At 71.0% G+C, this 11,512-nt stretch carries 13 protein-coding genes; 9 read left to right on the top strand and 4 right to left on the bottom strand.

Going from position 1 to position 11,512, the window contains the following annotated elements; translation table 11 throughout:
• Nucleotides 1-35: 35 nt before the first annotated feature.
• Nucleotides 36-482, bottom strand: coding sequence for a GatB/YqeY domain-containing protein (locus tag CSC68_RS14175; RefSeq protein WP_162204257.1), 447 nt, complete (start codon nucleotides 480-482; stop codon nucleotides 36-38).
• A gap of 159 nt (nucleotides 483-641) precedes the next feature.
• Nucleotides 642-857, bottom strand: a complete 216-nt coding sequence (gene rpsU, locus CSC68_RS14170) for a 30S ribosomal protein S21 (RefSeq protein WP_013533886.1) — start codon at nucleotides 855-857, stop codon at nucleotides 642-644.
• A 135-nt stretch (nucleotides 858-992) separates the two neighbouring features.
• Here rpsU and tsaD point away from each other — a divergent pair, with 135 nt between their 5' ends.
• Nucleotides 993-2,027, top strand: a complete 1,035-nt coding sequence (gene tsaD / locus CSC68_RS14165; RefSeq protein ID WP_162204256.1) for a tRNA (adenosine(37)-N6)-threonylcarbamoyltransferase complex transferase subunit TsaD — start codon at nucleotides 993-995, stop codon at nucleotides 2,025-2,027.
• On the opposite strand, the gene CSC68_RS14160 is transcribed toward tsaD, so the two are convergent.
• Nucleotides 2,016-3,149, bottom strand: coding sequence for a glycosyltransferase family 4 protein (locus CSC68_RS14160; protein WP_162204255.1), 1,134 nt, complete (start codon nucleotides 3,147-3,149; stop codon nucleotides 2,016-2,018). The genes tsaD and CSC68_RS14160 overlap by 12 nt on opposite strands.
• A gap of 54 nt (nucleotides 3,150-3,203) precedes the next feature.
• Here CSC68_RS14160 and folB point away from each other — a divergent pair, with 54 nt between their 5' ends.
• The 6 genes from folB to folK all read left to right on the top strand — a co-directional run bounded on the left by folB (nucleotide 3,204) and on the right by folK (nucleotide 9,120).
• Entirely contained in the window at nucleotides 3,204-3,569 is a 366-nt protein-coding gene (gene folB, locus CSC68_RS14155; RefSeq protein WP_162204254.1) for a dihydroneopterin aldolase, read from the top strand.
• Nucleotides 3,570-4,877: a mechanosensitive ion channel family protein gene (locus tag CSC68_RS14150; RefSeq protein ID WP_246193596.1), complete on the top strand. Its 1,308-nt coding sequence runs from the start codon at nucleotides 3,570-3,572 to the stop codon at nucleotides 4,875-4,877. It abuts the gene before it with no gap.
• A gap of 440 nt (nucleotides 4,878-5,317) precedes the next feature.
• Complete coding sequence (locus CSC68_RS14145) at nucleotides 5,318-6,763, top strand: circularly permuted type 2 ATP-grasp protein (protein ID WP_162204253.1); 1,446 nt, start codon at nucleotides 5,318-5,320, stop codon at nucleotides 6,761-6,763.
• Complete coding sequence (locus CSC68_RS14140) at nucleotides 6,763-7,692, top strand: alpha-E domain-containing protein (protein WP_162204252.1); 930 nt, start codon at nucleotides 6,763-6,765, stop codon at nucleotides 7,690-7,692. Before CSC68_RS14145 ends, CSC68_RS14140 begins: the two co-directional genes overlap by 1 nt.
• Before the next feature lie 73 nt (nucleotides 7,693-7,765).
• Nucleotides 7,766-8,596: a proteasome-type protease gene (locus CSC68_RS14135; RefSeq protein ID WP_162204251.1), complete on the top strand. Its 831-nt coding sequence runs from the start codon at nucleotides 7,766-7,768 to the stop codon at nucleotides 8,594-8,596.
• 8 nt (nucleotides 8,597-8,604) lie between these two features.
• Nucleotides 8,605-9,120 carry a 2-amino-4-hydroxy-6-hydroxymethyldihydropteridine diphosphokinase gene (gene folK / locus CSC68_RS14130; RefSeq protein ID WP_162204250.1) on the top strand — a complete coding sequence of 172 codons (516 nt, stop codon included), beginning with the start codon at nucleotides 8,605-8,607 and terminating at the stop codon, nucleotides 9,118-9,120.
• Nucleotides 9,121-9,126: 6 nt separating this feature from the next.
• Here folK and CSC68_RS14125 read toward each other — a convergent pair whose 3' ends face one another.
• Entirely contained in the window at nucleotides 9,127-9,864 is a 738-nt protein-coding gene (locus CSC68_RS14125) for a pteridine reductase (RefSeq protein ID WP_162204249.1), read from the bottom strand.
• Nucleotides 9,865-9,915: 51 nt separating this feature from the next.
• On the opposite strand from CSC68_RS14125, the gene CSC68_RS14120 reads away from it, so the two are divergent.
• Both CSC68_RS14120 and CSC68_RS14115 read left to right on the top strand, forming a co-directional pair.
• The gene (locus tag CSC68_RS14120; RefSeq protein WP_162204248.1) at nucleotides 9,916-11,106 is read left to right on the top strand and encodes a class I SAM-dependent methyltransferase; all 1,191 of its coding nucleotides are present in this window, start codon (nucleotides 9,916-9,918) and stop codon (nucleotides 11,104-11,106) included.
• A complete protein-coding gene (locus CSC68_RS14115; RefSeq protein WP_162204247.1) occupies nucleotides 11,103-11,489 on the top strand; it encodes a VanZ family protein in 387 nt (128 codons plus the stop codon). Before CSC68_RS14120 ends, CSC68_RS14115 begins: the two co-directional genes overlap by 4 nt.
• Nucleotides 11,490-11,512 lie beyond the last annotated feature (23 nt).

Here is an 11,512-nt window from a genome sequence, read left to right as displayed (position 1 = left end):
GGCCAGTGCGGGGGCACCGGCCGGGGGGAGGAAGATCAGCCGGCGAGCCGGCGCTTCACCAGGGCCGAGACCTGGCCCATGTCGGCCTGGCCGGCCAGCTGCGGCTTGAGCACGCCCATCAGCTTGCCCATGTCGGCCGGTCCGGCCGCGCCGGTCTGGGCGATGGCGGCATCGATCGCCGCCAGGATCGCGGCCTCGTCCAGCTTGGCCGGCAGGTAGCGTTCGATCACCGCGATCTCGGCGCGCTCGACGGCGGCCAGGTCCTCGCGGCCGGCGGCCTCGTACTGGGAGACCGAGTCGCGGCGCTGCTTGACCATCTTGTCCAGCACGGCCAGCACCGCGGCCTCGTCCAGTTCGACGCGCTCGTCCACTTCCTTCTGCTTGATCGCGGCATTGATCAGCCGGATCACGCCAAGGGCTTCCTTGTCGCCGCCCTTCATGGCGGCCTTCATGTCTTCGGTCAGTCGCTGCTTGAGGCTCATCGCATACTTTCCAGGGTCGCTAATCGGATGCCGGAACCCCTGCGCCGGGCGCAGGGGCTTCCCGGGGCGAACGCAAAAAGCCGGCCACGCCTGGGCGTGCCGGCTTCGGTGCCCTGTACACCATGCGCCCGCGAACGGACGCAAGGCGTCAGCGCTGGCTCAGTACAGGCGCTGGCGCTTGGTGACGTCGCGCGACATGCGACGCAGCTGGCGCTTCACCGCGGCAGCAGCCTTGCGCTTGCGCTCCTGGGTCGGCTTCTCGTAGTACTCGCGCTTGCGGGTTTCGGCCAGGACACCGGCCTTCTCGCAGGTGCGCTTGAAGCGACGCAGCGCAAACTCGAAGGGCTCGTTCTCGCGGACTTTGACGCTGGGCATGGAATCTCCGGGACACAAAATACCGGGGCTCGCCCGGTGAGCCGCGTATGATAGCCACCTCCCCGGGCGAGGTGCAAGCCCGCCGGTGGGCCGCGGGCGCCGCGGCCGCTTTCCCCCTTCCCCCGGAATACCCCAATGCGTGTCCTTGGCATCGAAACCTCCTGCGACGAAACCGGCGTGGCCGTGTACGACACCGCCCCCGGCGCAGGCCTGCTCGCCCATGCGGTCTACAGCCAGATCGCCCTGCACGCCGAGTACGGCGGCGTGGTCCCGGAGCTGGCCAGCCGCGACCACGTGCGCAAGCTGCTGCCGCTGGTGCGCCAGACCCTGGCCGAGGCCGGCCTGGCACCGGGCGACCTGGACGGCGTGGCCTATACCGCCGGCCCCGGCCTGGTCGGTGCCCTGCTGGTCGGCGCGGGGACCGCGCGCGCCCTGGCCTGGGCGCTGGACGTGCCGGCTGTTGCGGTGCATCACATGGAGGGCCACCTGCTGGCCCCGCTGATGGAGGACAACCCGCCGCAGCCACCGTTCGTGGCCCTGCTGGTCTCCGGCGGCCATACCCAGCTGGTTGCAGTCGAGGCCATCGGCCAATACCGCCTGCTGGGCGAGACCCTCGACGATGCCGCGGGCGAAGCCTTCGACAAGACCGCCAAGCTGATGGGCCTGCCGTATCCCGGGGGCCCGCAGCTGGCCGCGCTGGCCGAACGCGGCACCCCGGGCGCATTCCGCTTCGCACGGCCGATGACCGACCGTCCGGGCCTGGATTTCTCCTTCAGCGGGCTGAAGACCCAGGTCCTGCTGGCCTGGCAGCAGTCCGACCAGTCCGAACAGACCCGCGCCGACATCGCCCGCGGCTTCGAGGACGCGGTGGTGGACACCCTGGCGATCAAGTGCGGGCGCGCGCTGGATGCGGCCGGCAGCGACACCCTGGTGATCGCCGGCGGCGTCGGCGCCAACAGGCGCCTGCGCGCGAAGCTGCAGGAGATGTGCGCGCAGCGCGGCGGACGCGCCTGCTTCCCGCGTCCGTCGCTGTGCACCGACAACGGCGCGATGATCGCCTTCGCCGGTGCGCTGCGCCTGGAGGCCGGCCAGCACGAGGACACTTCGGTGCGCGTCACCCCGCGCTGGGACATGGCCGCCCTGCCGGCGCTGGCCGCCTCAGGCGCGTAACAGCCCTTCGAACAGCGCCTGCCAGCGGGCCATCACCGCCTGCCCGGAGAAACGCGCGACGTTGCGGTGGGCGGCGGCGCCCATCGCGTCGCGCAGCGACCGATCCGACAGCAGCCGGTCCAGCGCCGCGGCCATGCCTTCGATGTCGCCCGGCGCGACCAGGAAGCCGTCCTCGCCGTGGGTGACGATTTCCGCCGGGCCGCTGCGGCAGTCGCTGGCCACCACCGGCAGGCCGCAGCTCATCGCCTCCAGCAGTACCATCGCGAATCCCTCGTACTGCGAGGACAACGCCAGCACGCTTGCCTGCATCAGCGCGCCGGGCACGTCGCGCACGGCGTCGTCCAGGGTGACCTGCGACTCGATCCCCAGCCTGTGCGCGAGCCGGCGCAGGTCGTCCTTGCCGCCCGGGCCGACGATGCGCAGGGTCGCATCCGGATGGCGTGGCGCCACCCGCGACCACGCTTCCAGCAGGCGGTCGAAGCGCTTCTGCCGGGTATTGCGGCCAAGCGCGATGACCTGCTTCGAATCCAGCGGTGCGCGCGTGGGGCAGGCGAAGCTGGCGGCGTTGGGGATGGAGGTGATGTTGGGGAACCGGCCCCAGGCCTCGGCATCCTGCGCGGTCAGGGTCACGAAGGCGTCGTAGCCGCCGATCAGGCGGTAGTCGGCGTGCTTGTAGAGCCGGCACAGGGCGCGTCCGGCGGCGGTCCGCTCCAGCCGGTACATGTGCTGCGCGCTCTTGTGCTTGGCGAAATGCAGCTCGCCGACCTTGCGGCACGCATGGCGGGTACGCGGCAGGTGGCGCGAGTACTCGTCGAACATCGAGATCGCGATGTCCGGCTGGAACTGCGTGAGCCAGCGGTCGGCGGCGGCGACGAACGCTTCGACGTTGCGTCCCTTGCGCAGCTTGTTCGCCAGGCCCTTGCGGTAGATCCGCTGCAGGCCGAGGTTGTGGTGGCGCACCTGCGCGGGAAACGGGAAGAACGGCTCGCGTCCCTGCGGATCGACCAGCGACACCACATGCACCTCGTGTCCCTGCGCGCACCACCAGGCGCACTTGTTGGAGAGCACGCGCTCCATGCCGCCGGAAGCGGTCGCATCCTTGAGGAAATAGGCCAGTTTCATTCGGTGCCGTCGCCCTTGGGCTAGAATCCTGAGCCCGTATTGTCGCAGCATCCAATGGACAAGGTATTCATCGAGGGCCTGGAAATCGAGGCGCTGATCGGCATCTACGACTGGGAACGGCGGATCCGCCAGACCCTGCGCTTCGACCTGGAGATGGCGTTCGACAACCGCGTGCCCGCGGCCAGCGACGACATCGCCGACACCCTCGACTACAAGGCGGTGAGCAAGCGCCTGGCCGAATACGTGCAGCAGTCCGGCTTCGGCCTGGTCGAGACCCTGGCCGAGCGTTGCGCGGCGCTGGTCATCGAGGAGTTCGGCGTGCAGTGGGTGCGCCTCAAGCTCAGCAAGCCCGGGGCGGTGCGCGGTGCGCAGGCGGTGGGCGTGATCATCGAGCGCAGTGCGCCGTCGAAGGAGTCGTAAGTGGATCTTGGAGTATCGAAAGCTGGTGACTGGACCAGCGTCATCGGCCTGCATGGCCTGAGGGAACTGCTGGCACCGTGGCCCTGGGCCTGGCCCGCGCTGCTGCTTGTGCTGCTGGTCCTCGCCGCGGCCATCGCCAACTTCGTCACCAAGCGGATCCTGCTGCGCGGCCTGCGACGGCTGCTGGCGATGCTCGCCAGCCAGGCCGGAAAGCAAGGCATCGCCGACATGCGCGTGATCCCGCGCCTGGCCAACGTCGTGCCGGCGATGGTGATCTCCTCCGGCATCGGCTGGATCCCCGGCTTGCCGCCGGCGCTGGTGGCCTTCGTCCACGGTGCCTGCCAGGCCTGGGTGGTGCTGACCCTCGCGCTGGCCGTGTCGCACGCGCTGGATGCGGTCAACGAGCTGTACGAGCGCCGTCCCGACGCGCGCAACAAGCCGATCAAGGGCTACCTGCAGGTGGCCAAGATCGTGATCTTCGCCCTGGCCGGCCTGTCGATCGTCGCCACCCTCGCCGGCGTGAAGCTGCTGCACCTGCTGACCGGCCTGGGCGCGGCCACCGCGGTGCTGATGCTGGTGTTCCAGGACACCCTGCTGTCGCTGGTGGCCAGCGTGCAGATCAGCGGCGACGGCCGCGTGCGCATCGGCGACTGGATCGAGATGCCCAGCCAGAACGCCGACGGCGACGTGATCGACATCGCCCTGCACACGGTCACGGTGCAGAACTGGGACAAGACCGTCACCACGATCCCGACCAAGAAGCTGATCAGCGAGTCGTTCAAGAACTGGCGTGGCATGCAGGAGGCGGGCGGGCGCCGGATCAAGCGCGCGCTGTACCTGGACCAGTCCAGCGTGCGCTTCCTCGAGCCGGAGGAACGCCAGCGCCTTGGGCGCTTCGTGCTGCTGCGCGAGTACCTGGCACAGAAGGAACGCGAGCTGGCCGAGTGGAACGCCGGCCTGGGCGAGGACGGCCAGCTGCCCTTCAACGCGCGCCGCATCACCAACCTCGGCACCTTCCGCGCCTATGTCGAGCGCTACCTGCGCCGGCATCCGAACGTGCACCAGGACATGACCCTGCTGGTGCGCCAGCTGCAGCCGGGCGCCGACGGCATCCCGCTGGAGATCTACTGCTTCACCAACGACACCCGCTGGGCGGTGTACGAAGGCATCCAGTCGGACATCTTCGACCACCTGCTGGCGATCCTGCCGGAATTCGGCCTGCGCGTGTTCCAGCAGCCGGGCGGCGCGGACTTCCGTGCGCTGGTGGCGGTGCCGCAGCGGGTGGAGGAAGCAACCGCCAGGGACTAGTCTGGCGTTCCGCCGCACCGGGCTTCATCGACGCTTCTCCGCCGACCGTTGCCGTCCACGCGGACCGGGACGCTGGCGCTGGCGTAGATCGCGTACGGGGCGGCCTGCGGCCGACCCGGCTGTGCCCTGGCGTGGCCGCCACCGGGATGCCAGCAGCTCGTGCGTAGGCCACCGCGCCACCTGCGCGCACCGTGGCAGCGCCCGTTTGGCTTTCAACCGCTTGCAGCCGCGCGGCAGGCACCGGGAAGCGGCGGTCAGCCATGCCGGAGCTCCGTGCGCCGGTTGCCGCTCCGGCCGCCGGGCCCGGAGCGGCTGGCATCCGGCGGAACCGCATGACCCTGCGGGCACCGCGTGCCGGCACTTGACGGCTCCCGACCGGGCCGTGCATGTTGCAGTGCACAAGCCGGCGCCGTGGCGCCGGCACAGGCCGGCGGGGTGCGATGGACTGGACGAAGTACCAGACGCCTTCGTATGACGAGCTGATCGGCCCGGATGGCCGGCCACGGCCCGCCGCACGCCCGCTGGTGGAATACCTGTCCGGGCTTTCCGGCCAGGAACTGGCCGAACGCCAGACGGCCGCCGACGTCGCCGCCCGGGTCATGGGCATCACCTTCACGGTCTACAGCGACGGTCGCAACGTCGACCGCACCCTGCCGTTCGACCTGATCCCGCGCATCCTCGATCGGCGCGAGTGGCAGCGCACCGAGGCCGGCCTGCGCCAGCGCATGCAGGCGCTCAACCTGTTCATCGGCGACATCTACGGCGCGCAGCGGGTCGTCCGCGACGGCGTGTTCCCGGCCGAGCTGCTGGCGCATTCGGTCAACTTCCGTCCGCAGTGCGTGGGCGTGCGCCCACCGCTGGACGTGTGGGCGCATATCTGCGGCTCGGACCTGGTGCGCGACGCCGACGGCACCCTCTACGCACTCGAGGACAACCTGCGCATCCCCTCGGGCGTGTCCTACATGCTCGAGAACCGGATGGTCGCCAAGCGCGTGTTCCCGGAGCTGTTCGAGACCAGCGCGATCCTGCCGGTGGACGACTACCCGGCCCAGCTCTACGACACCCTGGCCGCGCTTTCGCCGCGCCCGGGAGATAGCCCGGTGATCGCGCTGCTGACGCCGGGGGTGTTCAACAGCGCCTACTTCGAGCACGCCTACCTGGCCCAGGCCATGGGCATCGAGCTGGTCGAGGGCGGCGACCTGTTCGTCGCCGACGACGACTGCACCTACATGCGCACGGTCTACGGTCCCCGCCGGGTGGACGTGGTCTACCGCCGCGTGGACGACCTGTTCATCGACCCGGAGGTGTTCCATCCCGACTCGATGCTGGGCGTGCCCGGGCTGATCCGCAGCTGGCGCGCGGGCAAGGTCGCGCTGGCCAACGCGCCCGGCGCGGGCGTGGCCGACGACAAGGTCGTGTTCGCCTACGTGCCGAAGATGATCCGCTACTACCTGGACCAGGAACCGATCCTGCCCAACGTGCCCAGCTACCTGTGCCACGAGCCGGACGACCGCAGGTACGTGCTCGGACACCTGGAGGAACTGGTGGTCAAGCCGGCCAACGAGTCCGGCGGCTACGGCATGCTCATCGGCCCCCGCTCGAGCCGGAAGGAGCGGGAGAAGTTCCGCGCCCTGATCGAGGCGGACCCCCGCAACTACATGGCGCAGCCGACGCTCTCGCTGTCGACCTCGCCGATCGTCGACGGCGAGGCGCCGGCGCCGCGGCACATCGACCTGCGCCCCTTCATCCTCTCGCGCGGGGACACCTACGTGACCACCGGCGGCCTGACCCGGGTGGCGATGACCGAGGGCTCGCTGGTGGTGAACTCCTCGCAGGGCGGCGGCGCGAAGGACACCTGGGTGGTCGACCTGGAGGAGATGGCCTGATGCTCGCGCGCGTCGCCAGCCAGCTGTACTGGTTCAGCCGCTACCTGCGCCGCGCCGAGAACACCGCGCGCCTGGTCGGCGTGGGCAGCCTGCTGCAGCTGGACCTGCCGCGCACGGTGCGTTTCACCTGGCGGCCGATGATCGCCAACGTAGGCGCCGAGGAGCTGTTCCTGGGCGTGCACCCGGAGCCGGACGAGGCCCATGTGCTGGACTTCCTGCTGCTGGATGCGCGCAACCCGTCGTCGCTGCGCAGCTCGGTGGCGCAGGCCCGGGAGATCCTGCGCAGCATCCGCGACGCCCTGCCGCAGGAGGTGTGGGAGGCGGTCAACGACCTGCACCTGTACCTGGACGCCGACGGCCCGCGGGTGATGCCCCGGCGTTACCGGCTGGACTTCATCGGCCGCATCACCGACGGCTGCCTCAAGGTCTCCGGCCTGCTGCAGGCCAACGTCAGCCGCGACATCGGCTTCCAGTTCCTGCGCCTGGGCACGGCGATCGAGCAGGCCGACATGACCACCCGCATCATCGATGCGGGCGCTTCGGGCCTGGTGCAGCCGCGCCATGGCGACGACCGCGAGCCCTACCAGAACATGCAGTGGATGGCGGTGCTGCGCGCGCTGGCCGCCTACCAGATGTACCGTCGCCACGTGCGCCAGCGGGTGTCGGCGGCGCATGCGCTGCGCTTCCTGCTGCACGACACCGAATTCCCGCGCAGCGTGCAGTTCTGCCTGAGCCGACTGCAGCGGATCCTGCCGGCGATGCCGCCGCGGCCGCCGGTGGAGCGCGCGCTGCTCAGGGTGACCGGACTGGTACGCCAGGCCGACCCCGCGCTGCTGGCCGCCGGCGATCCATCGCCCTTCATGGACGAGGCCCAGGTCTACCTCGGGCGCCTGCACGAGGCCATCGCCGAGGGCTACTTCGCCGGCTGAGCCGCCATCGTCGCACGCAGGGCCGGCGCGTGCCTGGGTGTAGAATCCATCGCACCGGAAACTGCAGGCAAACATGACCTACTGCGTCGGCATCGAAGTGGACGAGGGCCTGGTGTTCGCGGCTGACACCCGCACCAACGCCTCGCTGGACGACGTGCGCGTGCACCGCAAGCTGCACGTGTTCGAATACCCCGGCGACCGCGCCTTCGTGGTGATGAGCGCGGGCAACCTCGCGACCACCCAGCTGGCCATCTCGCGCCTGCGCCGCGACGCCGAGGACCCGGCCGCGCCGCGCAGCCTGCGCAGCTTCCGCCATCTGTTCGAGGTGGCCGAGTACGTGGGCGAGGTGCTGGTTTCCAGCCAGGTCCAGGCCAGCAGCGACGATCCGCATGGCGGGATCAACACCCAGGCCACCCTGATCCTCGGCGGCCAGATCGCCGGCGAGCGTCCGGGCCTGTACCTGGTCTATCCGCTGGGCAACTGCATCGCCGCCTCGCCGGAAACCCCGTATCTGCAGATCGGCGAATCCAAGTACGGCAAGCCGATCCTGGACCGCATCGTGCGCCCGGAGACCGCGCTGGAGGACGCCGCGCGCTGCGCGGTGCTCTCGCTGGATTCGACCATCCGTTCCAACCTGTCGGTGGGCCTGCCGTTGGACCTGGCCCTGATCCGGGCCGGCGACCTGCGGATCAGCCAGCAGATGCGCCTGGAGGCCGATACCCCGCTCTACGCGGAGATCCACGACACCTGGTCGCGCAAGCTGGAGAACGCCGTGCGCACGCTGCCGCGCTTCCCGTGGGAGCCGGCCGCGCCCGCCAGCGAGGATCCAGCGTCGCTGCCGCCGCTGCCGCCACGCCGGGTACCGGCACTGAAGGATCCCGGCGACCAGTCCGCCCAGCAGTAAGCGAAGCAATGGACACGAACGCATCCGCGCCGGCCCGCGCGGCCACCACCGTGCTGCTCAGCCTGGGCAGCAACCTGGAGCCGGAGCGCCACCTGCGCGCCGCACTGCGAGAACTGCGGGCCCGCTTCGGCGAGGTCGTGGTCTCGCCGGCCTACCGCACGCCGGCGGTGGGCTTCGATGGCCCGCCCTTCCTGAACAACGCCGCCAGCCTGCGCACCACGCTGGCGCTGGCGGAGCTGGAAGCCTGGCTGCACGCGCTGGAGGACCGCCATGGCCGCGTCCGCACCGGTCCTCGCCTGGCCGACCGCACCCTGGACGTGGACGTGGTCTTCCACGGCGACCTGGTGCTGCGCGAGGGCGGCAAGGTGCGCATCCCGCGCCCCGAACTGAAGCACGCCTTCGTGCTCAAGCCGCTGGCCGATATCGCGCCGGACTTCGTCGATCCGCTCAGCGGCCGCACCCTGGCCGAACTGTGGCGGGACCACCCGCAGCACGACGAGGCTTTCGAGGTGGTGGCGCTCTGACGCGCTTCAGCGCGTGCGGCCGCCGTCGACGTGCAGCACCTGGCCGGTGACGTAGGCGGCCTCGCCCGACAGCAGCCAGGCCACGGCCGCGGCGATGTCTTCCGGAGCACCGGCACGCCCGAGCGCGGTGTCGCGCAGGATCGCCTCGCGCGCGGCCGCGTCCTGCACCTGTTCCGGCCACAGGATCGCGCCCGGGGCCACCGCGTTGACCCGTACCTCCGGCGCCAGCGCCTGGGCCAGGCCACGGGTCAGCGAGACCAGCGCCGCCTTGGCCGCCGAGTACAGCGGGTGCCCGCGCAGCGGCGTGCCCGCGTACAGGTCGGCGAGGTTGACGATGGCGCCGCCGGCCTGGCGCAGGTGCGGTGCCGCGGCCTGGGCAAGGAAGAACGGCGCGCGCGCGTTGACCGCGAACAGCGCGTCCCACTGCGTGGCGTTGGCCTGGCCCAGCGGCGTGGCGAAGAAGTTGGAGGCGTTGTTGACCAGGCCGTCGATCCGGCCATAGCGGGCGATGCAGCGCTGCACCAGCAGCGCCGGCGCATCCACCGCCTGCAGGTCGGCCTGCAGCACCAGCACGCTGTCCGGGCGGATCGCCTCCAGCGAGGCGGCCAGTTCCTCCATCCGCGCCAGCGAGCCATGGCAGTGCAGGGCCAGGTCGTGGCCCTGGGCGTGCAGGCGCTGCGCGATCGCCGCGCCGATGCGGCGCGCGGCGCCGGTGACCAGGACCACGGGGCGGGGATGGGGCATCGTTGCTGTCGGCTCGGCTATGCTGGCCATTCTCCACGCCGTACCACTGCGATGCACCCCCATACCGATCTGCCGGAACCCGCGCCAGGCGCCCTCCACCACAGCCAGGTCCTGGCCGGCCACATCCGCGAGGAGATCCGCCATTCCGGCGGCGCGATCCCGATGTCGCGGTTCATGGAACTGTGCCTGTACGCGCCCGGCCTGGGCTACTACAGCGCCGGCGCGACCAAGTTCGGCCCGGCCGGCGATTTCGTGACCGCGCCCGAATCCGGGCGGCTGTTCGCCGCCACCGTGTCCGGCGTGCTGGCCGAGGGCCTGCGCCAGCTCGGCGGACATGCGCGGGTGCTGGAAGTGGGCGGAGGCAGCGGCGCCTTCGCCGAGGTCGCGCTCAAGCGCATGCTCGAACTGGACGCGCTGCCGGACCGCTACGCCATCCTCGAGCCGTCCGCCGACCTGCGCGAACGCCAGCGCGAGCATCTCCAGCGCACCCTGGTCCCGACCGTGTTCGAGCTGGTCGAGTGGCTGGACCGCCCGTTCCAGGACGAGTGGGACGGCATGCTGTTCGCCAACGAGGTGATCGACGCCCTGCCGACGCCGCGGTTCGTCCTGCGCGATGGCCAGGTGTTCGAGGAGTACGTGGCGCTGGACGGCAACGACGGCTTCGTGCGCGTGGACCGTCCGGCCGACGCGCTGCTGCAGGCGGCCGTGCGCCACATCGAGAACTACCTGGAGCAGCCGTTCGCCGACGGCTACCGCTCCGAGCTGCTGCCGCAGCTGCCGTACTGGCTGCAGGCGGTCGGCGGCGGCCTGCGCAGCGGCGGCATGCTGTTCTTCGACTACGGCTACGCGCGGCGCGAGTACTACCAGCCGCAACGCAGCGACGGCACCCTGCGCGCGTTCTACCGCCAGCGCATGCATGACGACGTGCTGCGCTGGCCGGGCCTGCAGGACCTCACTGCCTCGGTGGACTTCACCGCGCTGGCCGAGGCCGGCACGGGCGCCGGCCTGGACCTGGCCGGCTACTGCAGCCAGGCCAGCTTCCTGCTGGGCAACGGCATCGACCAACTGCTGGCCCAGGCCGAGGCGCGTACCGACGAGGCCGGCGCGCTGCGCCTGCGCCAGGAGCTCAAGCGCCTGACCCTGCCCGAGCAGATGGGCGAGCGCTTCCAGGCCATGGCCTTCACCCGCGACATCGACCTGGGTGCGGCCTTCCTGCTCGGTGACATGACGTGGCGGCTGTGAGCGGACCGCTGCTCAAGCCGCTGCGGCGGCCGCACCTGTGGCTGGGCCTGTGGCTGCTGGCGCTGGCCGTGGTCTGCGTGGCCAGCCTGACCCCGCCGCCGCCGATGGATATCCCGAAGCACGGCGACAAGGTCGAGCACCTGCTCGCCTACGCCGTGCTGGCGGCCGCGGCGGTGCAGGGGTTCCGTCCCGGCCGCGCCCTGTGGATCGCCGGCATCGGCCTGGTGCTGATGGGCGTCGGCCTGGAAATCGCGCAGGGCGCGCTGACGCGGACGCGCATGGCCGATCCGGCCGATGCGTTGGCCAATACCGCGGGCGTGCTGCTGGGCATGGCCAGCGCCGCCACCGGCCTGCGCGACCTGCTGCTGCGTCGCGGCGGCTGACCGCCCGCCGCGGCTGGCGGCCG

This window comes from Pseudoxanthomonas suwonensis, assembly GCF_010093235.1.
GTDB classification, from domain to species: Bacteria; Pseudomonadota; Gammaproteobacteria; order Xanthomonadales; family Xanthomonadaceae; genus Pseudoxanthomonas; species Pseudoxanthomonas suwonensis.
This window is presented reverse-complemented; position numbering and strand designations above follow the sequence as displayed.